General features: G+C 71.1%; 23 protein-coding genes and 1 tRNA gene. 9 read left to right on the forward strand and 15 right to left on the reverse strand.

The genetic code is table 11. The features are described 5' to 3' along the window. Positions 1-342: 342 nt before the first annotated feature. The 3 genes from BM064_RS08780 to folD are packed head-to-tail and all read left to right on the forward strand — an operon-like array spanning position 343 to position 2298. On the forward strand, positions 343-840 hold the full coding sequence (locus BM064_RS08780) for a hypothetical protein (protein WP_092859396.1): 498 nt from the start codon (positions 343-345) through the stop codon (positions 838-840). An 18-nt stretch (positions 841-858) separates the two neighbouring features. Further along, on the forward strand, positions 859-1317 hold the full coding sequence (queF, locus tag BM064_RS08785; protein WP_092859397.1) for a preQ(1) synthase: 459 nt from the start codon (positions 859-861) through the stop codon (positions 1315-1317). Between the two features lie 51 nt (positions 1318-1368). Next, positions 1369-2298: a bifunctional methylenetetrahydrofolate dehydrogenase/methenyltetrahydrofolate cyclohydrolase FolD gene (gene folD / locus BM064_RS08790; RefSeq protein WP_092859398.1), complete on the forward strand. Its 930-nt coding sequence runs from the start codon at positions 1369-1371 to the stop codon at positions 2296-2298. Positions 2299-2876: 578 nt separating this feature from the next. Here folD and BM064_RS08795 read toward each other — a convergent pair. Beyond that, positions 2877-2951, reverse strand: a tRNA-Gly gene (locus BM064_RS08795). Between the two features lie 188 nt (positions 2952-3139). Next, positions 3140-3784, reverse strand: coding sequence for a sugar transferase (locus tag BM064_RS08800; protein ID WP_245779103.1), 645 nt, complete (start codon positions 3782-3784; stop codon positions 3140-3142). Between the two features lie 488 nt (positions 3785-4272). Here BM064_RS08800 and BM064_RS08805 point away from each other — a divergent pair, with 488 nt between their 5' ends. The 5 genes from BM064_RS08805 (at position 4273) to ccmB (ending at position 8995) form a co-directional block, all read left to right on the forward strand. Then, positions 4273-4965, forward strand: coding sequence for a polysaccharide biosynthesis/export family protein (locus tag BM064_RS08805; RefSeq protein ID WP_092859400.1), 693 nt, complete (start codon positions 4273-4275; stop codon positions 4963-4965). Between the two features lie 44 nt (positions 4966-5009). Continuing rightward, on the forward strand, positions 5010-6491 hold the full coding sequence (locus tag BM064_RS08810) for a hypothetical protein (protein WP_092859401.1): 1482 nt from the start codon (positions 5010-5012) through the stop codon (positions 6489-6491). A 49-nt stretch (positions 6492-6540) separates the two neighbouring features. Further along, a complete protein-coding gene (gene rfbA / locus BM064_RS08815; RefSeq protein WP_092859402.1) occupies positions 6541-7413 on the forward strand; it encodes a glucose-1-phosphate thymidylyltransferase RfbA in 873 nt (290 codons plus the stop codon). 203 nt (positions 7414-7616) lie between these two features. Further along, complete coding sequence (ccmA, locus tag BM064_RS08820) at positions 7617-8333, forward strand: heme ABC exporter ATP-binding protein CcmA (protein ID WP_092859403.1); 717 nt, start codon at positions 7617-7619, stop codon at positions 8331-8333. Beyond that, on the forward strand, positions 8330-8995 hold the full coding sequence (ccmB, locus tag BM064_RS08825) for a heme exporter protein CcmB (protein WP_092859404.1): 666 nt from the start codon (positions 8330-8332) through the stop codon (positions 8993-8995). Before ccmA ends, ccmB begins: the two co-directional genes overlap by 4 nt. 96 nt (positions 8996-9091) lie before the next feature. On the opposite strand, the gene phoB is transcribed toward ccmB, so the two are convergent. From phoB to BM064_RS08860, 7 genes are all read right to left on the reverse strand, one after another. Continuing rightward, the gene (gene phoB, locus BM064_RS08830; protein WP_092859405.1) at positions 9092-9820 is read right to left on the reverse strand and encodes a phosphate regulon transcriptional regulator PhoB; all 729 of its coding nucleotides are present in this window, start codon (positions 9818-9820) and stop codon (positions 9092-9094) included. 95 nt (positions 9821-9915) lie between these two features. Further along, the gene (gene phoU, locus BM064_RS08835; protein WP_245779104.1) at positions 9916-10671 is read right to left on the reverse strand and encodes a phosphate signaling complex protein PhoU; all 756 of its coding nucleotides are present in this window, start codon (positions 10669-10671) and stop codon (positions 9916-9918) included. Between the two features lie 28 nt (positions 10672-10699). Then, positions 10700-11494, reverse strand: coding sequence for a phosphate ABC transporter ATP-binding protein PstB (pstB, locus tag BM064_RS08840; RefSeq protein WP_092859406.1), 795 nt, complete (start codon positions 11492-11494; stop codon positions 10700-10702). A 17-nt stretch (positions 11495-11511) separates the two neighbouring features. Beyond that, positions 11512-12864: a phosphate ABC transporter permease PstA gene (gene pstA / locus BM064_RS08845; RefSeq protein WP_092859407.1), complete on the reverse strand. Its 1353-nt coding sequence runs from the start codon at positions 12862-12864 to the stop codon at positions 11512-11514. Further along, positions 12861-14057 (reverse strand): phosphate ABC transporter permease subunit PstC, encoded by a 1197-nt coding sequence (gene pstC, locus BM064_RS08850; RefSeq protein WP_092859408.1) that lies wholly within the window; start codon positions 14055-14057, stop codon positions 12861-12863. The genes pstA and pstC overlap by 4 nt, the downstream gene beginning before the upstream one ends. Positions 14058-14161: 104 nt before the next feature. Next, positions 14162-15178, reverse strand: a complete 1017-nt coding sequence (locus BM064_RS08855) for a substrate-binding domain-containing protein (protein WP_425426159.1) — start codon at positions 15176-15178, stop codon at positions 14162-14164. Between the two features lie 258 nt (positions 15179-15436). Next, the gene (locus tag BM064_RS08860; RefSeq protein WP_177236195.1) at positions 15437-18874 is read right to left on the reverse strand and encodes an indolepyruvate ferredoxin oxidoreductase family protein; all 3438 of its coding nucleotides are present in this window, start codon (positions 18872-18874) and stop codon (positions 15437-15439) included. Positions 18875-19056: 182 nt separating this feature from the next. On the opposite strand from BM064_RS08860, the gene BM064_RS08865 reads away from it, so the two are divergent. Continuing rightward, positions 19057-19620, forward strand: a complete 564-nt coding sequence (locus BM064_RS08865) for a histidine phosphatase family protein (protein ID WP_092859411.1) — start codon at positions 19057-19059, stop codon at positions 19618-19620. Between the two features lie 68 nt (positions 19621-19688). Here BM064_RS08865 and BM064_RS08870 read toward each other — a convergent pair whose 3' ends face one another. From BM064_RS08870 to sdhC, 6 genes are all read right to left on the reverse strand, one after another. Then, on the reverse strand, positions 19689-20468 hold the full coding sequence (locus BM064_RS08870; RefSeq protein ID WP_092859412.1) for a succinate dehydrogenase iron-sulfur subunit: 780 nt from the start codon (positions 20466-20468) through the stop codon (positions 19689-19691). A gap of 13 nt (positions 20469-20481) precedes the next feature. Then, positions 20482-21585 (reverse strand): glycosyltransferase, encoded by a 1104-nt coding sequence (locus tag BM064_RS08875; protein ID WP_092859413.1) that lies wholly within the window; start codon positions 21583-21585, stop codon positions 20482-20484. Then, a complete protein-coding gene (locus tag BM064_RS08880; protein ID WP_092859414.1) occupies positions 21585-22346 on the reverse strand; it encodes a methyltransferase domain-containing protein in 762 nt (253 codons plus the stop codon). The genes BM064_RS08875 and BM064_RS08880 overlap by 1 nt, the downstream gene beginning before the upstream one ends. A 13-nt stretch (positions 22347-22359) precedes the next feature. After that, positions 22360-24168, reverse strand: coding sequence for a succinate dehydrogenase flavoprotein subunit (gene sdhA, locus BM064_RS08885; protein WP_092859415.1), 1809 nt, complete (start codon positions 24166-24168; stop codon positions 22360-22362). A 67-nt stretch (positions 24169-24235) separates the two neighbouring features. Then, on the reverse strand, positions 24236-24616 hold the full coding sequence (sdhD, locus tag BM064_RS08890) for a succinate dehydrogenase, hydrophobic membrane anchor protein (RefSeq protein ID WP_092859416.1): 381 nt from the start codon (positions 24614-24616) through the stop codon (positions 24236-24238). Between the two features lie 14 nt (positions 24617-24630). Continuing rightward, entirely contained in the window at positions 24631-25017 is a 387-nt protein-coding gene (sdhC, locus tag BM064_RS08895) for a succinate dehydrogenase, cytochrome b556 subunit (protein ID WP_092859417.1), read from the reverse strand. Between the last annotated feature and the right edge of the window lie 181 nt (positions 25018-25198).

Below are 25198 nucleotides of genomic sequence, written 5' to 3' on the forward strand. Positions count from 1 at the left end.
AAGGGCGGGACAGGGCGGCCGAACGGCGTGCGGCCGGCGCGCGGCGGGGCGCAGGGCGGGCGCCGCTCCCCCTCCGTTCCGGGCGATCGCGCAGGCGGCCTGCGCGCCGCCCCCCGGGCGCGTCGGGGGTGGGCGGGCGGGCCGCGCGCCCGGGGGGCGGGGCGCAGGTCGCCGGGCCGCGCCGCGGGGTCGGATTCGGCCTCGCGCCCGCCGCCGGCCCGTCGCAGGCTCCCCCCGCCGTCCTCCGGCGCGTCCGCGGCTTTCCGCGGCGGCCCGACCGGCGTAGAAAGACGCCGCCCGCCGACGCCCGTTGCGACAGCCCCCGCGCCCCGGAGACCGCAGATGATCCGACGTCCCGCCTTCGCCGCCCCCGCCGCCGTCCTTCTCGCCGCCGCCCTCGTCGGCCTCTGCCCGGTCGCCTCGGCCGCCGCCGACTCGCAGGAGGGCTACTACTACCCGCCGGTCACCTCCGAGGAGGAGTTCGACCGCGAGATGATCGCCGGCCCCGCCTCGGACCCGCTGACGCGCGAGACCTTCGTGACCATGGTCACCACCGCCCAGCTCGCGGCGCCCGCCAACCCGCGCTTCGCGATCTTCGCCAAGGGCGAGGGCTCGCGCCGGCTGATCATGGTCGGGCTCGACGACGACGGCTTCAAGACGCTCTACCGCGCCCGGGCGATCCTGGCGCAGATGACCTACAGCTTGCGCAACTCGCCCTTCTTCAAGGACCAGGGGATCGAGGCGACGGCCACCCTCTTCGACGTCCTGCAGCTGATGGACTTCGAGTCGCTGACCATCACCGACGGCGAGACCTGGTCCCACCGCGTCTACTTCAAGTAAGCCCGCCGGAGGCCCCGGATGCCCGAGCTGAGCGAGATCACCACCCTGGGCCGCACGGTCGAGACCCCCGCCTCCCCCGAGGCGGCGGTGATCGACGTGGTGCCCAACCCCCAGCAGGGGACGCTGTTCGCCGCGCGCTTCGTCGCGCCCGAGTTCACCTCGCTGTGCCCGGTCACCGGCCAGCCGGACTTCGGCCACCTGGTGATCGACTACGCCCCGGACGCGAGCCTGATCGAGTCGAAGTCCCTGAAGCTGTTCCTGACCAGCTTCCGCAACCACGGCGCCTTCCACGAGGACTGCACCGTGGGCATCGGGCGGCGACTGGCCGAAGCGGCGAAGCCCCTCTGGCTTCGCATCGGCGGCTACTGGTATCCCCGCGGCGGCATCCCCATCGACGTGTTCTGGCAGACCGGCGCCCCGCCCGAGGGGCTGTGGCTGCCCGACCAGGGCGTGCCCCCCTACCGCGGCCGCGGCTGACCCGCCGGCCCGCGCCCTCCTTCCCGCTCCCGATCTCCCGAGGAGAGCTTCATGGACCAACCGACCTCCGTCCCCGCCTCGTCCACGGCCCGGATCATCGACGGCAAGGCCTTCGCCGCCGGCCTGCGCGCGCGCATCGCGGGCCACGTGACCGCGCTGAAGGCGCAGGGCGTGACCCCGGGCCTGGCGGTGGTGCTGGTGGGCGAGGACCCGGCCTCCGAGGTCTACGTGCGCAACAAGGGGATCGCCACGGCCGAGGCCGGGATGCAGGGCTTCGAGCACAAGCTGCCCGCCGACGCCTCGCAGGAGACGCTGCTGGAGCTGATCGCGCGCCTGAACGCGGACCCCGCGGTGCACGGGATCCTGGTGCAGCTGCCGCTGCCCGGGGGGCTGGACGCCGACAAGGTGATCGACGCGATCGCGCCGGAGAAGGACGTCGACGGCTTCCACGTGCAGAACGTCGGGCGGCTCGCGACGGGGATGGACGCGATGGTCTCCTGCACGCCGCTGGGCTGCCTGATGATGCTGCGCGACCAGCTCGGCGACCTGTCGGGCCTGGAGGCGGTGGTGGTCGGGCGCTCCAACATCGTCGGCAAGCCGATGGCCCAGCTGCTGCTGCGCGAGAACTGCACGGTGACCATCGCCCATTCGCGAACCAGGGACCTGGCCGGGGTCTGCCGGCGGGCCGACATCGTGGTGGCGGCGGTGGGCCGGCCGCGGATGGTGCAGGGCGACTGGATCAAGCCGGGCGCGACGGTGATCGACGTGGGCATCAACCGCATCCCCGCGCCCGAGCGCGGCGAGGGCCGGGTGCGCCTGGTCGGCGACGTCGACTTCGACTCCGCCGTGCAGGTCGCCGGCGCGATCACGCCCGTTCCCGGCGGCGTCGGGCCGATGACCATCGCCTGCCTGCTCGCCAACACCGTGATCGCGGCGAGCCGCCTGAACGGCATCGCCCCCCCCGCCGACCTCGCCTACTGAGGCGCGCGCAGGCGCCGCGCCGCGGTCCCGCCCCTCGCCGGCGCCGCGCCCGCGGCGCGGTCCCGGCGGGGCGCCCCGGGGCGCCCCCGGGCCGGGCGGCGCGCCCGACCGCGACCCGCGCCCGACCGCGACCCGCGCGACGACCGCCGGCCGCGGCGGGCGACCGCGCGGGGCGACCGCCCGCCGCCGGCGTCGCAACGCCCCCGGCCCGCCCCGGGCGCCCTCCGGCAGGCCCGCGCGCCTGCCCTCCGCCGCCGGGCCGGCCCGCCCCGCGGCGCCGCGCCCGCCCCAGCGCCGCGGGCGCGCGGCGAGCCACGCGCGGGCGCGGGACGCGGCGCCCCCGCTCGGCCCCACAGAATCCCGCGCCGGCGCATCGGCGTTCGGTCGGCGAGGGCAAGCGGGGCGCGGGGCAGGGGCGGCTCCGCCTCGGCGATGCGCGGCCGGGAGGGAGAGATGCGGCGCGGGCCGGCGGGAACGGGCGGCGTCCAGGGCCGCGGAGGGACCGTGCGGACGCGAAAAAGGCCGGTCGCTGGCGACCGGCCTTTTCGTTCACCGTCTCTTCCCGAAGGAGGAGAATTTGGAGCGGGCGATGAGATTCGAACTCACGACCCCAACCTTGGCAAGGTTGTGCTCTACCCCTGAGCTACGCCCGCGTCCGTCGGTGAGCGGTGATCTACAGAGATTCGCAGGGGGGTGCAAGAGGGGTCTGACGACGGCGTGGCGTCATCTTCGCGCCGCGGGTTGCGACAGGCGGGCGCAGGGGCCAGAACGCTGCAATGCAACGAAAAACGCCGCCGGGCGGAGCTCGGCGGCGTCGGAAAACCGGGGGCTTGGGGCGCGGTCAGCGGCCGGTGCGCTCCAGCACCACGCGGGCGGTGCGCAGCAGGATGCCCAGGTCCAGCCACAGCGAGACGCGGCGGGCGTAGGTGCTGTCGTGGATGGCGCGGGTGGCGAAGCTCGCGTCGTTGCGCGCGCCGACCTGCCAGGAGCCGGTGAGGCCCGGGCGCAGGGCGTAGTAGCTCATCCCGTTGTAGATGTCGGTCTGCACCGGGGTGAACGGGCGCGGGCCGACGAACGACATGTCGCCGACGAAGATGTTCCAAAGCTGCGGCAGCTCGTCGAGCGAGGTGGTGCGCAGGAAGGCCCCGAAGGTGGTGATGCGGGGGTCGTTGCGCAGCTTCTGGGCCACCTCCCACTCGCGCTTCGCCTCGGGGTTCGCGGCCAGGTAGGCGTCCAGCCGGTCGTCGGCGTCGACGACCATAGTGCGGACCTTCCAGCACTTGAACAGCTTGCCGCCGCGGCCGACGCGGGCCTGGCCGTAGAAGCCCGGGCCGCCGTCCAGCCGCGCCAGCAGCGCGAAGGCCAGGATCAGCGGACCGGCGACCGGCAGCGTCAGAAGACAGAGAAGAAGATCGAGCGCGCGCTTCCCGCGGCGCACGTAGAACCCTTCGCGGGTTCCGGCGGTCATCAGGTCACGTGCGGACACGGAGCCGGACTCGCCTGTCTGATGAAATGCGGCGTGATGCAACACCGATCGCTACCCCCAGATACCCCACACTCGTCGGCCAGCAATACCCTTGCATCGCCAGTCGCCCCAGATCGGAGCGACCGCCGCATCCCCATGCGCGACGACGTTAGATGAACGTATCCATAAAACGTCGGCGCGCACAACGACTATTCACCTCGTTAATGTTGGATTCACGACGAACCCGCCGGATTCCGGGTCCGATCGCCGCCATTGGCGCCCGGATGGCGACGCCTGCGCCGCCGCGTCGCGGATCGCGGCGGAACGGCGCCACGTCGATGAACGGACCCGGACTGCGGCGCCAGGACCACGCCGAAGCATCTGCGCGCCGTCTCCCACGCTTTCGCCTTAGTTTTGAATGGAATCCGAAGATGATTCGGGTCAGAACACGACGTTAAAGCACGACCGGAACAACGAGGGGCGACGTCTTGTTCAAGCAGGCTTTTCTTATGGCAGGGTTTCTCCTGCTCGCGGGCGCGGCCTCGGCGCAGGTCCCCGCTCCGCTCAGCGAGACCCCGACGGCCGCCACGCCGGCCGCCGATGCGGCGACCGTCCGCGCCAACATGGGCCTGCCCGAAAGCGAGGCCGGCATCGTCGAGGAAGGCGAGCCCTACAAGATCCGCGTCGGCGACCGGCTGCAGATCTCGGTGCTCGAGGACCCCAGCCTGAGCACCCAGGTGCTGGTGCTGCCCGACGGGCGCATCTCGCTGCCGATCGCGGGCTCGGTCTTCGTCTCCGGCCGCTCCACCGCCGACGTCGAGGCGCAGCTGACCCGGGCGCTCGCCTCGGGCTTCGCGGTGCAGCCCACGATCACCGTCTCGGTCGCGGGCCTCGCCCCGCTGGCGGCGAGCAGCGCGCTCGAGGCGCCGATCCGTTTCTACGTGATGGGCGCGATGAACCGGCCGGGCGCGGTCGAGTCGGACCGCGAGATCACCATGATCGAGGCGATCGCCCTCGCCGGCGGCCCCAGCCCCTTCGCCGCCACCGACCGGATCCAGCTCCGCCGGCGTGACGCCGACGGGGTCGAGACCGTGACGACCTTCGACTTCGAGCGCGTCGAGGAGGGCCTGCCGGTGACCAACAACGTGGTCATCGAGGAAGGCGACGTGATCTACGCGCCCGAGCGCGGCCTGTGGGACTGAGGCGCGCCTCTCCCGATCCGAAGCCCGAGCCGGAGACCCGCGACGTGCCACGCGCCCTGACGGGGTTCAGCCTTCCCGGGCCCGACCTTCCCGGGGCCGGCGCCGCCGCGCCGGCGCGGCGGGGCCGGCTGCGCCGCCTCGCCCAGGGCGGGGCGGCCGTCGGGGCGGCCGCGGCGGCGGCGCTGGCGGCGGCGCCCTCGGACGCGGGCGACCGCACGCTGACCGGGCGGCTGACCCAGACCTTCCTCGGCGACACCAACCTGCAGGTGGACCGCGGCGGAACCGTCGGCGGCGGGCGCAGCGAGGGCGAGGCCGCGGTCGGCTCGCGCTCGCGCCTGGCGCTCGACTACCGGGACGCCACGACCAGCTCGCTGTTCACCTTCGGCGGCGTGATCGATTACGACATCTACACCGGCTCCGAGAACGACGACATCAGCGGCCTGTTCCCGGACCTGCGCGCCGGCTACTCCCTGCGCGGCGCCCGCTCCAGCCTGCAGCTGACGGCCTTCGGCTCGGCCCAGCCGATCGACACGCTCGATTCCAGCGGCTTCTCTTTCTTCGACCCGGGCGTCGAGCCGACGCCGATCGACCCGACCGATCCCGACCCCGGCACGCCCAACGCCACGCTGAACCGGACCGACGCGATCCGCACCATCTACGGCTTCGGCGTCACGGCGAACGAGCGGATCAACTCCCGCGATTCGACCAACTTCAGCGTCTCGGTGCAGCGGCGCGACTTCATCGACGGCACCCGGGCGCTGACCCCCTCCAACCAGCTCTCGATGGGCATGGGCTGGCAGCGGCAGGTCTCCTCGCGCATCGGCGTGGGGCTGTCCTACAACAGCAGCGTGCTGAAGGCCGAGGGCGCGCAGGACACCGAGACCTACACCTTCAGCCTGTCGCCGACGCTGTCCTACGCGGCCACGCCGCAGAAGACCTTCAGCCTGTCGCTGGGCCCGCAGTACTCGATCTCCGACCGCAAGCAGCCGCTGCCGGGCGGCACGCTCGTGCCCGACGTCGGCTACACGATCGGCCTGCGCGCGGCGGCGGGGATGACCTACGCCTACGACAACGTGCGCACCGCCTTCTCGCTGAACCAGTCGGTGACGCCCAACGACGACGGCGACGCGGTGAACCGCACCACCATCTCCGGCTCGCTGACGCAGCGGATCTCGGCGGCGACCTCGCTCGCCTCGCGCGTCGGCGTCTCGATCGAGACGCCGCTCGACGAGGGCTCCGCCGGCGTGTCGGAGGAGACGCTCAGCTTCGACTACGCCGCCACGCTGCGCCATGACGTGAACCGCTTCACCGCGCTCGACTTCACCCTGGGCGCGCGGCTGCGCGACGACGGGCAGGACCGCGACGTGGTGCTCTCGACCGGGGCCGGCTACGGCTACCGGCTGACCGAGGACACCGGGCTGCGGCTCGGCTACGAGTTCCGCCTGCCGATGGGCGACATCGACGACCAGGACAGCTCGCACCGGGTGAGCCTGAGCCTGACCCACGACTTCACGCTGCTGCCCTGAGCGGCGCGGGCCGCGCGGCGCGGGCGCGGCGCGCCAAGGAGGTTTTCCGATGAAGGGCATCATTCTCGCCGGCGGTTCCGGCACCCGGCTGCACCCGATCACGCTGGGCGTCTCCAAGCAGCTGCTGCCGGTCTACGACAAGCCGATGATCTACTATCCGCTGTCGGTGCTGATGCTGGCGGGCATCCGCGACGTGCTGGTGATCACCACCCCCCACGACGCCGAGCAGTTCCAGCGCGCGCTGGGCGACGGGTCGCAATGGGGCCTGAACCTGCAGTACGCCGTGCAGCCCAGCCCCGACGGCCTGGCCCAGGCCTTCCTCATCGGGCGCGAGTTCGTCGGCGCCGACAACGTCTGCCTGGTGCTGGGCGACAACATCTTCTACGGCCACGGCCTGCCGGAGCTGCTGAAGGCCGCGCTCGCCCGCAAGACCGGCGGCACCATCTTCGGCTATCACGTGCAGGATCCGCAGCGCTACGGCGTGGTCGAGTTCGACAGGACCGGCAAGGCGCTCTCGATCGAGGAGAAGCCGGCCGAGCCGAAGAGCTCCTACGCGGTCACCGGCCTCTATTTCTACGACAACGACGTGCTGGAGATCGCGGCCAACGTGAAGCCCTCGGCCCGCGGGGAGCTGGAGATCACCGACGTCAACAACGCCTATCTGCGGCGCGGCGACATGTTCGTCGAGATCATGGGGCGCGGCTACGCCTGGCTCGACACCGGCACCCACGCCTCGATGCTCCAGGCCGGCCAGTTCGTGCAGGTGATCGAGGAGCGGCAGGGCCTGAAGGTCGCCTGCCCGGAGGAGATCGCCTGGGCCGCCGGCTGGATCTCCGACGCCCAGCTCGAGGCGCTGGCCGCCCCCCTGAAGAAGAGCGGCTACGGCGAATACCTCGCCCGCCTCCTGCGCCGCCCCCGCTGAGCCGCGCAGGGCGGGTCCCGCTCGCCTCCCCTCCCCCTGCCCCCTCCCCCTGCCCCCGCGTGCGGCCGACGCGGCGGCCCCGAGCGCCGCGGGGCGTTCCGCGCGCCCCCGGCTTCAGGGCCCGCCCCTGGCGCGCCCGGGCGGGGAGAGGCGCGACGCACCACCGCTTCCCCCCGCCCCGCCGCCCGGCTAAGGGGAGAGCCATGGAGTTCCGCGCCGAAACCCTCGCCTGCCGCCGCGCCGGCCGCCTCGTGTTCGAGGGGCTGTCCTTCGCGCTCGTCTCCGGCCAGGCGGCGGCGCTGCGCGGGCCGAACGGGTCGGGCAAATCCTCGCTGCTGCGCATCCTCGCGGGCCTCGCGCCGGCGGCGGCGGGGCGGGCGAGCCTGGACGGTCTGACCCTGCCCGGCGACGGCGAGGCCTGGCGGGAGCGGGTGGCGCTGGCCGGTCATCTCGACGCGGTGAAGCCCGCCTTCACGGTGCGCGGCAACCTCGCCGCCTGGGCCGCCTTCCACGGCGCCCCCGCCGCCCGCGTCGACGCGGCGCTGGAGCGCTTCGGGCTCGAGCGGCTGGCCGAGGATCCCGCGCACTGGTGCTCCGCCGGGCAGAAGCGCCGGCTGGGCCTCGCGCGCCTGCTGGTGGCCGCCCGCCCGGTGTGGCTGCTGGACGAGCCGACGGTCTCGCTCGACGCCGCCTCCACCGCCGTTTTCGCGCAGGTGGTGCGCGAGCATTGCGCGGCGGGGGGCATCGCGCTGGCGGCCACCCATGTCGACCTCGGCTTCGGCGACGCGGTGGTGACGATGCCCGGGCGGCCCCAGGGCACGGGGCCGGCCGAGCCGCCGGCGCAGCCGGCCGGCGAGGCCGCCGGCGCGTCGGGCGGAAAATCCCTCGACGACCCGTTCCTGACGGGGGACTGGCGATGAGCGCGTTCCTCGCGCTGGTGCGCCGCGACCTGGCGCTGGCCTTCCGGATCGGCGGCGGGGGGCTTCTGAGCCTCGGCTTCTTCCTGCTCGCCGCGCTGCTGATCCCGCTGGGCGTGGGGCCCGAGGGGCAGGCGCTGGCGCGGATCGCGGCCGGCGTCGTGTGGGTCTGCGCGCTGCTCGCCTGCCTGCTGTCGCTCGACCGGCTGTTCCAGGCGGATCTCGAGGACGGCTCGCTGGACCAGCTCGCGCTTGGGCCGCTGCCGATGGAGGCGATCGTGCTGGCCAAGGCGGCGGCGCACTGGATCTCGACCGGGCTGCCGCTGACGCTGGCCGCGCCGGCGATCGGGGTGATGCTGAACCTCGACCCGCAGGCCTTCGGCCCGCTGCTGCTGGCGCTGCTGATCGGCACGCCCGCGCTGAGCCTCGTGGGGGCGGTCGGCGCAGGACTGACGGCGGGCGTCAGGCGCGGAGGGCTGCTGCTGTCTGTGCTGGTGCTGCCGCTCTACGTGCCGACGCTGATCTTCGGGGCGCAGGCGGCGGACCGGGCCGCCACCGGGCTGGACCCGACCCCGGCGCTCGCCTTCCTCGGCGCGGTCACGGCGCTCGCCGCCGGCGTCGCCCCCTTCGCCGCCGCCGCGGCGCTGCGGGTCAACCTGCGCTGAGGGCGCGGCCCCTGCCGGTCGGGCGCAGGGCCTGCACCGAAGTGCAACCCCGCCAAGCCCGCCCGCAGGGCGCCTATGGGCCCGGGAGCCTCGCCCTCAGGCGCGTGCTTCGCGGCGCACGGCGGGGCCGGCGGGGGTGTAGGTCTCGTCCAGCGCGTAGCCGGCCGAGCGCACGGTGCGGATCGGGTCGCGGTCGCCGCGCCGGTTGATCGCCTTGCGCAGGCGGCCGACGTGGACGTCCACCGTCCGGATCTCGACATAGACGTCGCGGCCCCAGACCAGGTCCAGCAGCTGCTCGCGCGAGAACACGCGCCCCGGGCGCTGCATCAGGACGTCGAGCAGCTTGAACTCGGTCGGGCCCAGGTGCAGGTCCCGCTCGCCCCGGCGCACGCGATGCGCCTGGCGGTCGAGGATGATGTCCCCGAAGGTCGCCACGTCGCCCGCCAGCGTCGGGCGCGAGCGGCGCAGGACCGCGCGGATCCGGGCCAGCAGCTCGGAGGTCGAGAAGGGTTTCGTCAGGTAGTCGTCGGCGCCGGTCTCGAGACCGCGGATCCGGTCCTCCTCCTCGCCGCGGGCCGTCAGCATGATGACGGGCGTGTCCTTGATCTCGGCGCGGGCGCGGATCTGGCGGCAGATCTCGATCCCCGAGACATGGGGCAGCATCCAGTCCAGCACGATCAGGTCGGGGCGCTCCTCCTCGATCGCGATCAGGGCCTCCTCGCCGTCGGAGACCAGGCTGACCTTGTGGCCTTCCTTGACCAGATTGTATTCCAGCAGGGCGCTCAGCGCCTCGTCGTCCTCGATGACCATCACGCGGGCCGTCATGACGCGTCGTCTCCGTGTTGAGCGGCCATGCAGGGCCGCCGGCGGCGGAGGGCGGTGGGCGCCCTCCCCGGATCAAGGCATGAAATCGCGGCCGCTCAGGCCTGCTCGTCCGGGGCGTCGGAGGCCCTGGTCTCGTCCAGCGGCTCGTTGCCGTAGCCGCGCGGCGCGCGGGGACGATCGGCGGTCAGGGGCTCGCCCTCGACCACGTACCAGGTCATCTCGGCGAGATGCGTGGCATGGTCGCCGATCCGCTCCAGGTTCTTGGCCATGAACAGGCAGTGGGAGCCGAGCGTGATCGTCCGCGGGTCCTCCATCATGTAGGTGACCATTTCGCGGAACAGGGCGTTGTAGAGCTCGTCGATCTCCACGTCGCGCCGCCACACCGCCAGGGCCGCCTGGCTGTCGCGGGCGGAATAGGCGTTCAGCGCGTCCGAGAGCTGCCGCTGCACCGTGCGGCCCATGCGGACCAGCGAGCCCGCGATGCGCATCGGCCGCTCGCGCGTCAGGTCGATGGAGCGCCGCGCGGTGGATTTCGCGAGGTCGCCGATCCGCTCCAGCGTCGACGAGGCCTTCATCGCGGCGACCAGCAGGCGCAGGTCGGTGGCGACGGGGGCCCGCAGGGCGATGGTGCGGATCACCAGCTCCTCGGTCTCGTGCTCGAGCTTGTCGAGCCGGCGGTCGGAGGCGATCACCTGCTCGGCCGTCTCGACGTCGCGACGCTCGATGGCGTCGAGCGCCTCGTCCAGGAGCTTCTCGGCCAGGCCGCCCATCTCGGCGATCTTGGCGCGGACGCCCATCAGCTCCTCGTCGAACGCGGAGACGGTGTGGCGACCGGTTCCCATGGTGGACATGTCTTCGTTCCTGCCTTGCGGGGTCGGGTCAGCCGAAGCGGCCGGTGATGTAATCCTGCGTCCGCTGGTCGGACGGATTGGTGAAGATCTTGGTGGTCTCGTCGTATTCGACCATCACGCCCAGGTGGAAGAACGCGGTCTTCTGGGAGACGCGCGCCGCCTGCTGCATCGAGTGGGTGACGATCACGACCGAATAGCTCTCGCGCAGCTCGTCGATCAGCTCCTCGACCTGGGCGGTCGCGATGGGATCGAGGGCCGAGCACGGCTCGTCCATCAGCAGCACTTCCGGCGCGGTGGCGATGGCCCGCGCGATGCACAGGCGCTGCTGCTGGCCGCCCGACAGGCCGGTGCCCGGCGCGTGCAGGCGGTCCTTCACCTCGTTCCAGATCGCGGCCTTGCGCAGCGAGCTCTCGACCACCTCGTCGAGCTCCGCCTTGTTCTTGGTCAGGCCGTGGATGCGGGGGCCGTAGGCCACGTTGTCGTAGATCGACTTGGGGAACGGGTTGGGCTTCTGGAACACCATGCCCACCCGGGCGCGCAGCTGCACCGGGTCGACGCGGCTGTCGTAGATGTCCTCGCCGTCGAGGTCGATCTTCCCCTCGACCCGGCAGATGTCGATGGTGTCGTTCATCCGGTTCAGGCAGCGCAGGAAGGTCGACTTCCCGCAGCCCGAGGGGCCGATGAAGGCGGTGACGGTGTTGTCCAGCAGCTCGATGCTCACGTCTTTGATCGCGTGGCTCTCGCCGTAATAGACCTGCACGTCGGAGCAGTGGAACTTCACGTCGTTCTGCACGGCGGTCTTCGCCTCGTTCGTATCGTACATGTTCATGGTCTCCGGGCTCACCAACGGCGCTCGAAACGACGGCGCAGGATGATGGCGATCAGGTTCATGACCACCAGGAAGACCAGCAGGACGATGATGGCGCCGGACGCGCGTTCGACAAAGGCCGGATCGGCCCGCTGGGTGAAGTTGTAGACCTGGACCGGAAGACCGGTCGCAGGCTCGAACAGGCCGCCCGGAGGCGCGTCGGGATAGTCGCGCACGAAGGCGACCATGCCGATCAGCAGCAGCGGCGCGGTCTCGCCGAGCGCCTGGGCGAGGCCGATGATCGTGCCGGTCAGGATCCCGGGCGCGGCCAGCGGCAGCACGTGGTGGAACACCGCCTGCATCTTCGAGGCCCCGACCCCCAGCGCCGCGTCGCGGATCGAGGGCGGCACCGCCTTCAGGGAGGCGCGGGTCGCGATGATGATCGTGGGCAGCGTCATCAGCGTCAGCACCAGCCCGCCCACGATGGGGGCCGAGTTCGGCAGGTGCATCCAGTTGATGAAGATCGCGAGGCCGAGGATGCCGAAGACGATCGAGGGCACCGCGGCGAGGTTGGAGATGTTCACCTCGATGATGTCCGTCCAGACGTTCTTCTTGGCGAACTCCTCGAGGTAGATCGAGGCGGCGACGCCGATGGGCAGCGCCAGGAACAGCACGATCAGCATCATGTAGAGCGAGCCGAGCAGCGCCACGCCCAGGCCCGCGGCCTCGGGCCGGTTCTCGGAGGCGTCGGGGGCGGTGATGAAGTCCCAGTTGAAGCGGGTCTCCATCGCGCCGCCCTCGACCAGCGCGTCGGCGGCGTTGAGCTGCGCCACGTCGACCTTGCTGTCGAGCGCCGCGCTCTCGCGCGTGACCTTGCCCTTCATGTACTGGTCGATGCGGGCGTTGGTCAGGAACTCGAACTCGACCGTCTGGCCGATCTCCTCGGGGTTGGCGAGGACGTAGTCGCGAAGCTGCGCGTTGGCGGCGCCCGAGATCATGCCCGCCAGCATCGCCGGCGTCAGCTCGGAGGCCCCCTGCCCCTGCAGCCGCTCGGCGACCGAGGTCAGCGAGTCCTCGATCATCGGCTTGTAGCTGAAGGTCAGGACCTTGGAGATCTCTTCGGGGTCCCGGGTCCCGTTGGGGTCCAGGATCGCGGGGTCGAGGTAGATCTCGGCCTCGATATAGGTCTGCTGGAAGGCCGGCAGGCCCTGGGAGAGGATCGAGGTCAGCAGCACCACCAGCGCCACCAGGCCCGCCGAGACGGCGGCCATGCCGTAGAGGCGGAAACGGCGCTCGGCGGCGTTGCGCTTGCGGGTGCGGGCGTCGGGCTGGTGCAGCGACTTGGCCGGCGCCGGACCGGCGAGGGGCATGGCGGCGTCGGTCATTCGTACTGCTCCCGGTACTTGCGCACGATGTAGAGCGCCAGGACGTTCAGCCCGAGCGTCAGGACGAAAAGCGTGATGCCCAGCGCGAAGGCGACCAGCGTCTCGGGCGAGGCGAAGTCGGTGTCGCCGGTCAGCTGGCTGACGATCTTCACCGTCACGGTGGTCATCGCCTCGAACGGGTTCATCGAGAGGGTGGCGGCGGCGCCTGCGCCGAGCACCACGATCATCGTCTCGCCGATGGCCCGCGAGGCCGCCAGCAGGATCGCGCCCACGATCCCCGGCAGGGCGGCGGGAATGATCACCGAGCGGATGGTCTCGGACGGCGTCGCGCCCAGCCCCAGCGAGCCGTCGCGCATCGCCTGGGGCACCGCGTTGATGATGTCGTCCGACAGGGACGAGACGAACGGGATCAGCATGATCCCCATCACCAGCCCCGCGGTCATCACCGAGGACGAGCTGTCGCCCAGCCCCAGCGGCTGGGCGAAGTAGTCGCGCAGCATCGGGCCGACGGTGATCAGGGCGAACAGACCGTAGACGATGGTCGGGATGCCGGCCAGCACCTCGATCAGGGGCTTGGCCACGCTGCGCACCCGGCGCGAGGCGTATTCGGAGAGGTAGATCGCCGCGAACAGGCCGATGGGAACGGCCACCGCCAGCGCGATCAGCGAGATGTAGAGCGTGCCCCACAGCAGCGGCAGGATCCCGAGATCGGAGTCGCCGCGGAAGTTCGGGGACCAGGTGGTCCCGAAGAAGAACTCGGTCCACTCGTACTGGGCGAAGAAGCGCCCGGTCTCGAGCAGCATCGACATCACGATGCCGACGGTGGTCAGGATCGCGATCGAGGAGGCCACGATCAGCAGGCCCATCACCATCGACTCGACCGCGTTGCGGGCGCGGAAATCGCGGGAGATGCGCTGGAAGGACAGGAAGAAGGCCGCGGCGGCGGCCAGCGCCGCGACGGCGTAGACGACCTCGGGCGGCAGGCCGATGAAGCTCGACGCGAAGCTGCCGATCAGCAGCACGCCCAGGCCCGTCATCCCGGTCGCCAGCGCGACGTTCCAGCCGTGGTAGTTCAGAAGCGAATGCAGGGCGCGGATGTCGCCCCCGGCGGAGGCGGCGGCCCTGCGCCGGCCCAGGAAATACCCGCCCATGACCGCGACGGCCAGCAGGACGAAGAAAAGCGTGGCGATCATGACCCAGTCGACCCCTCGGGAGAGACATGCCTTGGAGACATGGGGGAGGCGGCCCTGAGGGCCGCCTCCGGGTTTTCGTCAGGTCGCTGTGGACCCGGGCGATCTTACATCGACTTCTCGTCGGCGATCATCGCCTGGGTGTCGGCCAGCTCGGGGTCGGAGACCAGGCCGTAGTTGGCGAGCGGCCCGTTCGGGCCGGCGACCGCGTCGGAGACGAAGAAGGAGGCGAACTCCTTCAGGCCGGGAACCTCGGCCAGGTGCGCCTTCTTCACGTAGAAGAACAGCGGACGCGACACCGGGTATTCGCCCGAGGCGATGGTCTCGGTCGAGGGGGCGACGCCGCCCATGGTGGCGACCTTCAGCTTGTCGGTGTTGTTCTCGTAGAACGCGAGGCCGAACACGCCCACGCCGTTGGGGTTGGCGTCGATGCGGGCCAGCGTCTCGGTGTAGTCGCCGTCGATGTCGACCGAGGCGCCGTCGGTGCGCACCGCCATGCAGGCCTTCTCGGCGGCCTTCTCGTCGAGGCCGGTCGCCTGGATCGCCTCGAGCGCGCCGGACTCCTCGCAGCCGGCCAGCAGGACCTTCTCCTCGAACACTTCACGGGTGCCGTGCTTGGTGCCAGGGATGAAGGCCTGGATCTCGACCGCGGGCAGCGAGGCGTCGACGTCGGCCCAGGTCTTGGCGGGGTTCGCGACCATCTTGCCGTCCACCGGAACCTCGGCCGCCATGGCCTTGTACCACTGGTCGGGGGTGAACTCAGTGAACGCGGGGCCGTCGATCTGGGAGGCGAAGACGATGCCGTCGTAGCCGATGCGGACCTCGATGATCTCGGTCACGCCGTTCTCGGCGCAGGCGGCGACCTCTTTCTCGCGGATCTTGCGCGAGGCGTTGGCGATGTCGATCGTGTTCAGGCCCACGCCCTCGCAGAACTTCTTCAGGCCGGCCGAGGAGCCGCCCGACTCGACCACGGGGGTCGGGAAGTCGAAGTTCTCGCCGAAGGCCTCGGCGACGATCGAGGCGTAGGGCAGCACGGTCGAGGAACCGGCGACCTGGATCTGGTCGCGGGACTGGGCGGCGGCCGCGCCGGCGGCCAGAATGCCGGCCACGGCCAGCGAGATCAGGTTGGTGGCTTTCACGGGTGTCCTCCGTAATCCGTCATCGACCCGTCTGCGGCTGCGATGAACGCCGGGTCGTCGAGGCGCTGGGTAGCACCTGCCCGCGCGATGTTTATTCGCAAAACGGCCAAGCTTTTATGACAGCCCAAGATACTGTCGCAAAAGGGCTTTTCCGGACGCCTGGAGGATATCCCCGAATCCCACCGTCACAAAAGGATTTCGGGCGGGCGGCGCCGCGGGTCCTGCCCCGCGGCGCCGCCAAGTTCATGCAATCTTAGACAAATCCGAGACCAGTCGATCCCAGACCGGCTTGGTCTTCTCCAGATTCGCCTGCTTCACGGGGCCGAATCCCTTGATCGCGAGGGGCTGCATCAGCGCCTCGCGGCACAGGGTTTCGGTGGCCGGAGACAGCTTCGCGGCGACCAGATCGACGAGCTGTTCGGTCTCGCCGACCAGCGCCCGCTCCATTTTCCGCTCCTCGGAGCGTCCGAAGGGATCGAGCGCAGTGCCGCGCAGCGACTTCATGCCGGCCAGGACGGCGAAGCCCTTCTCCATCCAGGGCCCGAACTTCTGCTTGCGCGGGCGGCCGGACACCGGGTCGATCTTCGCGGTGACCGGGGGCGCGAGATGGTAGTTGACCTTCGCGTCCGGGGCGAAGTCGCGGGCGAGCTGGGCCTTCCAGTCGGGGTGGCGATGCAGGCGGGCGACCTCGTATTCGTCCTTGATCGCCATCGACTTGTGCAACGCCCGGGCCGCGAGCCGCGACAGGTCCCGACGGCCGGGCCAGTGCGCCTCCTCGGCCGCCTCCACACCCGCGAGATGCTCGCGGAAGCGGCGGGCGTAGCGGGCGGACTGGTAGTCGGTCAGGAACCGCTCGAACCGGGCGACGAGGGCGTCGTAGTCCTCGGTCTGCCAGGCCGGCAGGGTCTTCTCGCCGGCCTTCTCCTTCGCCAGACCGGGCTGGGCGACCAGCCAGCGGCCCCAGCGGAAGGCGGCGAGGTTCATGTCCACCGCAGCGCCATTCAGACGGATCGCCCGCTCGATGGCCTCGGCGGTCACGGGCAGCGCGCCGGCCTGGCAGGCGACGCCCACCAGCATCAGGTTCGCGCCCATGCCGTCGCCGACGAGCTGCGTCGCCAGATAGGCCACGTCCTTCACCAGCACCCGGTCGTCGCCGAGCTGCCCCTTCAGGCGGCCCTCCAGCGCGCCCTCGTCGGCGCGGGCCTCGGGGTTGCGGGCGAAGGCGGGCAGCGGCTCGACCTGGCCGTTGGCGATGGCCTGGCCCTGGGCGGGGTCGATCAGGCCCATGGCCTCGTCCCCCGCGCCCACCAGCATGTCGCAGGCGAGCAGCAGCCGGCCCTTGCCGCGAGCCACCCGCGCGGGGCGGTCGTCGATCGGATGCGGGCCGATCTGCAGATGCGACTGCACCGCGCCGTTCTTCTGGCTGAGGCCGGTCTGGTCCAGCGTCAGCGCATGCAGGCCCTCCAGCCGCGCCGCCATCGACAGCACCGCGGCCACGGTCACCACGCCGGTCCCGCCGATGCCGGTGATGACGGCGGCGTAGTCCAGCGCAGGCGTGGTGGCGGCTTCCGGCAGCCCCTCGGGCGGGTCGTGGCGGATGCCCTTCTTGCCGAGCAGGGGGTCGGACTCGACGCCCTCGACGGTGACGAAGGACGGGCAGAAGCCCTCGAGGCAGGAGTAGTCCTTGTTGCACGCCGTCTGGTCGATGCGCCGCTTGGTGCCGAAGGGGGTGTCCAGCGGCTTGATGGCCACGCAGTTCGACTGGATGCCGCAATCCCCGCAGCCCTCGCAGACCAGCGGGTTGATCACGGCGCGCTTGGCGGGATCGGGGAACTTGCCGCGCTTGCGGCGGCGGCGCTTCTCGGCGGCGCAGGTCTGCACGTAGAGGAGCACCGTGGTCCCCTCGACCTCGCGCAGCTCGGTCTGCACCAGCAGGTTCTCGGCGCGGTCGCGGAACGAGACGTTCCCCGTGGGCCAGGTCCCCGTCTCCTTCGTCGCCTCGATGTCGTCGGAGACGACGACCACCTGCTTCGCGCCGATGGACAGCACCTGGGCGGCGATCTCGGCCGGCAGGGGCTGGCCCTCGATCGGCTGGCCGCCGGTCATCGCCACCGCGTCGTTGTAGAGGATCTTGTAGGTGATGTTCACGCCCGGCGCGGCCGCCGCGGCCTTGATCGCCAGCATGCCGGAGTGCGTGTACGTCCCGTCGCCCAGGTTCTGGAACATGTGCTTGCGGCCGGCGAAGTTCGCCCGGCCGACCCAGTGCATGCCCTCGCCGCCCATCTGGGTGAAGAGCTGCGTGGTCTCGGGGCTGTGCAGCACCGACATCGCGTGACAGCCGATGCCCCCGCCCGCGAGGCTGCCGTCCGGCAACTTGGTCGAGCGGTTGTGCGGACACCCGGCGCAATACCACGGCGTGCGCGGCATCGCCGGCGCGTTGCCGGTCAGCTTCGGCGGCGCCGGAGGCTTCGTCTCGCAGACGCCCAGGTCGGACGCCTCGCGGGAGATGACGTCCGCCACATGCTCCGGCGACAGCTCCCCGAAGTCCTGCACCAGCGGCGAGCCGCCGGCGTCGCGCTTGCCGGTCAGGATCGGGCGCGGGCCGGGGGCGTTGACCAGCAGATGCGCGAGCTCGGTTTCGACGAGCGAGCGCTTCTCCTCGATCACCAGCAGCTGGTCGTAGCCCTGCACGAACTCGAGCAGCGAGGCGGGCTCCACGGGCCAGGTCATCCGCATCCGGAACAGGCCGATGCCCGAGGCGGCGGCCCGCTCGGGGTCCAGGTCCAGCAGCTTCAGCCCGGCCATGGCGTCGCCGAAGGCCTTGCCGACGGCGACGATGCCCAGGCGCTTGGGCCCCGCCGGCTCGAACACCGGCTCGTTGAGCCGGTTGGCGCGGGCGTAGTCCTTCACCGCCTGCATCCGCACGGCCATCCGCCGCTCCTGCACCACGTAGGGCAGGAAGCCGCCGGTGTTGTGGAGGGGAACCTCGAAGCCGGGCAGCGGCGGCAGCACGGGCGTCGGGCGAAGGCGGTCCAGCGCCACGGTCGCGGCGCTGTCGGCCACGTCGGTCACGATCTTCATCGAGGTCACGGCCCCGGTGTGCCGCGACATGGCGAAGGCGTGCAGGCCCAGCGGCACGATCTCGTGCACCGAGGCCGGATAGAGCACCGGGACCATCACGTGCATCATCGCCTGCTCGGACTGGTGCGCGGTGGTCGAGCTCTTCGACATCGGGTCGTCGCCCAGCAGGTAGACGGTCCCGCCCCTGGGATGCGCCCCCGCCAGCGCCCCGTGCTTCATCGCGTCCAGCGAGCGGTCGACCCCCGGCCCCTTGCCGTACCAGATCGAGAACACGCCCTCGACGGTCGGATCCTCGGCCGCCCCCAGGCTCTGGGTGCCCGAGATCGCGGTGGCCGCCAGGTCCTCGTTCAGGCCGGGGTTGAAGACGATGTTGCGCGCCTTCAGCTCCTCGGCCGCGCGGGCCAGCTCCTGGTCGAACCCGCCGATGGGCGAGCCGCGGTAGCCGGAAATGTAGCCGCCCGTCTTCAGCCCGGCGTCGCGGTCGACGTCGGCCTGTTCCAGCGCGAGGCGCACCAGCGCCTGCATGCCGTTCATCAGGGCCGCGCCCTTCGACACACGATACTTGTCGGTAAGGGCGACCTGGGCGTCCAGCGGAGCCATCCGCGCCTCCTCCCTAATCAGGTCGTGGATGCTGACCAACATAAGCCTGCATCGATCACATGCAAAAGGATTGTCCGGCCATCGGCACGGCTTCGCAAGCGGGGATCACGCCCGCGGGGGTCTGACGGGCTCGTGATCGGGGCGGGGCTCGCCGGCGGCGGCGGCGCGCTAGCTTGGCGGGGATGACCCGACGTCGAACCCTGCTCCGCACCCTCGTCGCGCTGGCGGCCCTCGCCGTCGCGCCGGTCCCGCCGCTCGCCGCGCAGCCGCTGGACGGGCCCGGCACGATCCTAATCATGCGCCACGCCCTGGCGCCCGGGGTGGGGGACCCGGCCGGCTTCCGGCTCGACGATCCCTCCACCCAGCGCAACCTGGACGAGACGGGCCGCGCGCAGGCCCGCGCCATCGGCGCGCGGCTGCGGGCGGCGGGCTTCGTCGCCGACCGCGTCCTGACCAGCCGCTGGCGCCGCTGCTCGGAGACCGCCGAGCTGCTGGACCTCGGTCCCGTCGAGCCCTTCCCCGCCCTCGATTCCTTCTTCGGCCGCCGCGAGCGTCGCGCCGAACAGACCGAGGCCCTGCGCCGGTTCCTGACGGAGCTGCCGCCCGAGAGCCGCGTGATGCTGGTCACCCACCAGGTCAACATCACCGCCCTGACCGGCGTCGTCCCCCGCTCGGGCGAGATCCTGTCGCTGGCGGTCGGCGCCGACGGCGCGGTCGAGGTGCTGGAGCGGATCCCGCCCCCCTGACCCCCACAACGAAAAACCCCCGCCGGAGGGGCGGGGGTTTCGCGCGGGCCGGCCGGGGCCGGGGCCGGTCACATGGTGCGCTCGACCATCATCTTCTTGATCTCGGCGATGGACTTCGCCGGGTTCAGGCCCTTGGGGCAGGTCTTGGCGCAGTTCATGATCGTGTGGCAGCGGTAGAGGCGGAACGGATCCTCGAGGAAGTCGAGCCGCTCCTGGGTGGCCTCGTCCCGGCTGTCGATCAGCCAGCGGTAGGCGTGCAGCAGCGCGGCCGGCCCGAGGTAGCGGTCGCCGTTCCACCAGTAGCTGGGGCAGGCGGTCGAGCAGGAGGCGCACATCACGCACTCATAGAGCCCGTCGAGCTTCTTGCGGTCCTCGATCGACTGGCGCCACTCCTTCTCGGGGGCGGTCGTGTGCGTCTCCAGCCAGGGCATGATCGCGGCATGCTGGGCGTAGAAATGGGTCAGGTCGGGGATCAGGTCCTTGACCACCGGCATGTGCGGCAGCGGGTAGATCTTCACGTCGCCCGAGACCTCGTCGAGGCCGTAGATGCAGGCCAGCGTGTTGATCCCGTCGATGTTCATCGCGCAGGAGCCGCAGATGCCTTCCCGGCAGGAGCGGCGGAAGGTCAGCGTCGGATCGATCTCGTTCTTGATCTTGATCAGCGCGTCCAGGATCATCGGCCCGCAGCTGTCCATGTCCACGAAATACGTGTCCACGCGCGGGTTCGCGTCGTCGTCCGGCGACCAGCGGTAGATCTTGAACGTCCGGACGTTGGTCGCGCCCTCGGGCCGCGGCCAGGTCTTGCCGACGGTCACGCGGGAGTTCTTGGGCAGGTTGAATTGAACCATATCGTTAGGCTCCCTAGCTGGCGGGTTCGGCGGGACGCGGAGCGGACGGAGGAGCGTCCAGAACCCGCGGGCCGGATTGGGTGCGTCGCCAGCGGCGACGACGGCTGACTTGTTCTTTCACCGATCGGACCGCGACCCACGCGACGCGCGAGAGGCCGCTGCGCCGCTCCCAGGCCTCGAAATCCGCGGCGACGACGCCGTTGAGCGCGTCGATCCACATGTCGCGGAAGAGCTCGTCGGTCCACTCCCGGCGCCGCACCCGCCCGTTCTCGACCATCGCGGCGTAGAGCTCGGGATCGGCGATCAGCCGGTCGATGGCGGCCAGCGCGTCCTCGACGGTCCGAACCTCGATGTAGTCGAGCTCGCTGCGGCGCATCTCGGCGTAGGCGGGCTCGGGACCCAGCAGCGCCGGGGTCTCGCCCCACCAGGCGTTGACCAGCTTGCTGCCCGGCTTCGTGCGGATGTCGAACTCCGTGAGGTTGCGCACCGCGATCACCAGGTCGCAGTCGCGATAGTCGGCCCAGTTGGGGCGCCCGGACCGGAAGGCCTCGACTCCGATGTCGTAGTCGACGCCCCGCTCGGCAAGGGCCGCGCGGAAGCTGTCGGAGCGGAAGTCGGCGTAGAGATTGGCCGGCCAGCCCTTGAAGGAGAGCTTGCGGATCGCGGCGCCGCGGGCGGGATCGCGCGGCAGGATGCCGGCCTGCAGCCAGATCGGAATGAAGATCCCGTTGCGCCGCCCCGCGTCCTGTCGGTTCTGGCTCGCCACGAAATTCGCCAGCATCGGCCAGTGCTTGTCGCCGCGCGCGATCATCACGTAGGGGCGCACGCCCCGGTTGGTCCAGCGCAGGGTGACGGCGTCGCAGACGTTGATCGCGCCGCGCCGGGTCTGCGTGGCGTAGGTGCACTCGCAGCCGGCGCGCCGCAGCTCGTAGCACACCCGCGACACCCAGCAGTCGACGTTCTGGAGGCTGCGCTCGAGCAGCGTCTCCATCGACAGCTCGACCGGCGCGCCGTCGAGCAGCTCGGGCCAGACCTGATCCGGCGGGCAGACGAAATGGACCGGGCGCCTGAGCGACCGGGTCGCCGGACGCTCGGCCACGACGTTCGAGACGGCCATCATCGCCCCGCCCCCGGAGCGGCGGCCTTGCGCGCCACGAACAGCGTCTCGCCGCGCTGGAGGCCGAAGCGGAACACGTCCGGCTCGACCGCGGTGAAGTCCTCGACCGCGAAGCCGGCCTGCGCCAGGCGGTCGCGGAAGTCGCGGCCGTAGAAGCGCAGGTGCAGCGGGTCGGTGTAGTAGGCGCGCCGGTCCTCGGGCGAGGTCCAGGCGGGGTTCTCGAGCGTCTCGGCCCAGCCCTCGACCAGCGGGACGGTGACCAGGAACAGACCGCCGGGGGCGAGGACGCGGTGCAGCTCGGCCAGCGCCTTGCGGTCGTCGAGATGCTCGAGCACATGGTTGGCGATGGCGACGTCCCAGCTCGCGTCGGGCTGGTCGATCGCCTCCATGTCCAGGTGCAGGTCGTGGCCGGGCAGGATGTCGGCCGTCGCGTAGCGCGCGGCCAGCGGCTGCACGACCGCAGTCAGGATCGGCTCGGAAGCGAAATGCAGGACGCGCCGGCCCTCGATCTCCGCCGCCCCGCCCCGGTCGAGCCAGAGCTTGAAGAGGCGATGGCGCGGGCGGCTGTCGCAGGACGGGCACCAGATGCCGGGCTTGGTGCGCACCGGGCTGAACCGGCCACGGTAGCCGCACAGGCAGCAGTCGCGCTCCGGCCCCTCGGCCGCGAGACGCGCCAGGTGCTCGACCGCAAGCCGGGCCCGAAGGTCCAGCTTCTCGTCGATCTCCGCCTGGCTGCGTCCGCGCGGCTGGGCTCCGTCCATTCCGATCAGGCCCTCAGTAGACCCGCGCCTTGGGCGCGATCTTCTTCAGGTCGATGCCGCCCTCGTCCTGCGTGGTCAGCGGGTCGAGCACCACCGAGCGGTAGTCCAGCGTGACCTCGCCGCCGTCGGCGACCCAGGCCAGCGTGTGCTTGCGCCAGTTCGTGTCGTCGCGCTCCGCGTAGTCCTCGCGGGCGTGGGCGCCGCGGCTCTCCTTGCGGGCCTCGGCCCCGACGACCGTCGCCAGCGCGTTGGGCATCAGGTTGTCGAGCTCCAGCGTCTCCATCAGGTCGGAGTTCCAGATCAGCGAGCGGTCCGAGACCTTGACGTCGGCGAACTCCTTGCGGATCTCGGCCATCTTGCGGCAGCCGTCCTGCAGCGTCTCCTCGGTGCGGAAGACGGCGGCGTCGGACTGCATGGCGCGCTGCATGTCGAGGCGCAGTTCGGCCGTGGGCTTGGCGCCGTTGGCGTTGCGCAGGTGGTCGAAGCGGGTCATCGACTTCTCGCACGACGCGAGGTCGAGCTCGGGCACGGCGGTCTTGGGATCGACCACCTCGCGCGCCCGGATCGCGGCGGCGCGGCCGAAGACCACCAGGTCGATCAGCGAGTTGGAGCCCAGGCGGTTGGCCCCGTGGACCGAGGCGCAGCCGGCCTCGCCGACCGCCATCAGGCCGGGGACGATCTGATCGCCGCCATCCGGCCCCTTGGTCAGGACCTCGCCGTAGTAGTTCGTGGGGATGCCGCCCATGTTGTAGTGCACGGTCGGCAGCACCGGGATCGGCTCCTTGGTCAGGTCCACGCCCGCGAAGATCCGCGCCGACTCCGAGATGCCCGGAAGGCGCAGGGCCAGGGTCTCGGGCGGCAGGTGGTCGAGGTGCAGGTGGATGTGGTCCTTGTTCGGGCCCACGCCGCGGCCCTCGCGGATCTCGATGGTCATGCAGCGGCTGACCACGTCGCGCGAGGCGAGATCCTTGTAGGTCGGCGCGTAGCGCTCCATGAAGCGCTCGCCCTCGGAGTTGGTCAGGTAGCCGCCCTCGCCGCGGGCGCCCTCGGTGATCAGGCAGCCCGAGCCGTAGATGCCGGTCGGGTGGAACTGCACGAACTCCATGTCCTGCAGGGGCAGGCCGGCGCGGGCCACCATGCCGCCGCCGTCGCCGGTGCAGGTGTGGGCCGAGGTCGCCGAGAAGTAGGCGCGCCCGTAGCCGCCGGTGGCGAGCACCACCATCTTGGCGCGGAAGCGGTGGATGGTGCCGTCGTCGAGCTTCCAGGCGATGACGCCCGTGCAGCGCCCGTCCTCGGACATGATGAGGTCGGTGGCGAAATACTCGATGTAGAACTCGGCCTTGTTCTTCAGGCTCTGCCCATACAGCGTGTGCAGGATCGCGTGGCCGGTGCGGTCGGCCGCGGCGCAGGTGCGCTGCACCGGCGGGCCCTCGCCGAACTCGGTCGTGTGGCCGCCGAAGGGACGCTGGTAGATCTTGCCCTCTTCGGTGCGGCTGAACGGAACGCCGTAATGTTCCAATTCGTAGACCGCCTTGGGCGCCTCGCGGGCCAGGTACTCCATGGCGTCGGTGTCGCCGAGCCAGTCGGAGCCCTTCACCGTGTCGTACATGTGCCACTGCCAGTGGTCGGGGCCCATGTTCTGCAAGCTGGCGGCGATGCCGCCCTGCGCCGCCACGGTGTGCGAGCGGGTGGGGAACACCTTGGTGATGCAGGCGGTCTTCAGCCCCTGCTCGGCCATGCCCAGCGTAGCCCGGAGCCCGGCGCCGCCGGCCCCCACCACCACGACGTCATAGGCGTGATCGACATATTCGTAAGCGGCCATGGCTGGTCCTCTGCTTTGGCGCTTGCAGGCGTCGCGCGCGCCCCCTCGCCGAGGGGGCGCAGCAGCGTCAGCCGGCGAAGGCGATCTTGGCGACGGCGAACACGCCGGTCAGGCCGAACAGCGCGCAGAACATCGTGTTCGCGAGCAGCGCGGCGGTGCGCACGGCGGGGTTCGAGACGTAGTCCTCGATCACCACCTGCAGCCCGAGCTGCATGTGCCGGAAGCCCACCGCGATCAGCAGGATCAGCATGATCGCGTTGAACGGGCTGGCGTAGATGGCGCGCACCTCCTCGTAGGAGAGGCCCACCGCGGCGTCGAGCGGCCAGATCGCGAAGATCAGGATCGGGATCAGCGCGACGGCGGTGACCCGCTGGCTCCAGAAGTGGCCGGTGCCCTGCTTGGCGGAGCCGAGGCCGAGAACGCGGCCGAAGTCGGTCTTGTAGCTCATGGCGTCCCCTCCCCTCAGATGATCCAGACGAGCAGCGTCAGCACGACCGAGGCGACCACGGTCATCTTGCCGGCGAGCTCGGCCTTGTCGACTTCGAGCAGCAGGCCCGTGTCCCAGATCAGGTGACGGATCCCGTTGCAGAAATGGTAGAGCAGCGCCCACAGGCAGCCGAACAGCACCAGCTGGCCCAGCCAGGAGGTGACGACCCAGTCGGCGCTGGCGAAGTAGTCGGGTCCCGAGGCCGCGGCGAGCAGCCACCACACGATCAGGACGGCCCCGAGGGCCAGCGCGCAACCGGTGATGCGGTGCACGATGGACAGCATCGAGGTCCACTGCGGCCGATAGTACGGCCCGATCATGAAGGGGGAAAGCGGGCGGTTGCCCCGGTTCACGTCGGCCATTGCGACCCCTTTCGTTTCTCCCGGCGCGGGGGCGCGGACGGCATCGGATCGACGGCGCGCAACCCCTGGCTGGCCGACTGCATACCGCGTCGCATCGCGGCATGAAAGCGTCCCGTCGTCGCTGCGAGGCGAAAAAATCTGTCGCGGGCGGCGTTTCGGCGGGTTTTGTGATCACGGATTT

Origin of the sequence: Albimonas pacifica (genome assembly GCF_900113695.1) — a bacterium.
GTDB lineage: Bacteria > Pseudomonadota > Alphaproteobacteria > Rhodobacterales > Rhodobacteraceae > Albimonas > Albimonas pacifica.

What these genes read in the sequence shown, in the direction of transcription:
- queF (WP_092859397.1), top strand. Translation starts at nt 859, where the DNA reads ATGCCCGAGCTGAGCGAGATCACCACCCTGGGCCGCACGGTCGAGACC.
- pstC (WP_092859408.1), bottom strand. Translation starts at nt 14,057, where the DNA reads ATGATCGCCACGCTTTTCTTCGTCCTGCTGGCCGTCGCGGTCATGGGC.
- BM064_RS08880 (WP_092859414.1), bottom strand. Translation starts at nt 22,346, where the DNA reads ATGGACGGAGCCCAGCCGCGCGGACGCAGCCAGGCGGAGATCGACGAG.
- sdhA (WP_092859415.1), bottom strand. Translation starts at nt 24,168, where the DNA reads ATGGCCGCTTACGAATATGTCGATCACGCCTATGACGTCGTGGTGGTG.
- pstA (WP_092859407.1), bottom strand. Translation starts at nt 12,864, where the DNA reads ATGACCGACGCCGCCATGCCCCTCGCCGGTCCGGCGCCGGCCAAGTCG.
- phoB (WP_092859405.1), bottom strand. Translation starts at nt 9,820, where the DNA reads ATGACGGCCCGCGTGATGGTCATCGAGGACGACGAGGCGCTGAGCGCC.
- BM064_RS08805 (WP_092859400.1), top strand. Translation starts at nt 4,273, where the DNA reads ATGGCAGGGTTTCTCCTGCTCGCGGGCGCGGCCTCGGCGCAGGTCCCC.
- BM064_RS08870 (WP_092859412.1), bottom strand. Translation starts at nt 20,468, where the DNA reads ATGGTTCAATTCAACCTGCCCAAGAACTCCCGCGTGACCGTCGGCAAG.
- BM064_RS08875 (WP_092859413.1), bottom strand. Translation starts at nt 21,585, where the DNA reads ATGGCCGTCTCGAACGTCGTGGCCGAGCGTCCGGCGACCCGGTCGCTC.
- sdhD (WP_092859416.1), bottom strand. Translation starts at nt 24,616, where the DNA reads ATGAGCTACAAGACCGACTTCGGCCGCGTTCTCGGCCTCGGCTCCGCC.
- sdhC (WP_092859417.1), bottom strand. Translation starts at nt 25,017, where the DNA reads ATGGCCGACGTGAACCGGGGCAACCGCCCGCTTTCCCCCTTCATGATC.
- BM064_RS08865 (WP_092859411.1), top strand. Translation starts at nt 19,057, where the DNA reads ATGACCCGACGTCGAACCCTGCTCCGCACCCTCGTCGCGCTGGCGGCC.
- ccmA (WP_092859403.1), top strand. Translation starts at nt 7,617, where the DNA reads ATGGAGTTCCGCGCCGAAACCCTCGCCTGCCGCCGCGCCGGCCGCCTC.
- folD (WP_092859398.1), top strand. Translation starts at nt 1,369, where the DNA reads ATGGACCAACCGACCTCCGTCCCCGCCTCGTCCACGGCCCGGATCATC.
- ccmB (WP_092859404.1), top strand. Translation starts at nt 8,330, where the DNA reads ATGAGCGCGTTCCTCGCGCTGGTGCGCCGCGACCTGGCGCTGGCCTTC.
- BM064_RS08860 (WP_177236195.1), bottom strand. Translation starts at nt 18,874, where the DNA reads ATGGCTCCGCTGGACGCCCAGGTCGCCCTTACCGACAAGTATCGTGTG.
- phoU (WP_245779104.1), bottom strand. Translation starts at nt 10,671, where the DNA reads ATGTCCACCATGGGAACCGGTCGCCACACCGTCTCCGCGTTCGACGAG.
- pstB (WP_092859406.1), bottom strand. Translation starts at nt 11,494, where the DNA reads ATGTACGATACGAACGAGGCGAAGACCGCCGTGCAGAACGACGTGAAG.
- BM064_RS08780 (WP_092859396.1), top strand. Translation starts at nt 343, where the DNA reads ATGATCCGACGTCCCGCCTTCGCCGCCCCCGCCGCCGTCCTTCTCGCC.
- rfbA (WP_092859402.1), top strand. Translation starts at nt 6,541, where the DNA reads ATGAAGGGCATCATTCTCGCCGGCGGTTCCGGCACCCGGCTGCACCCG.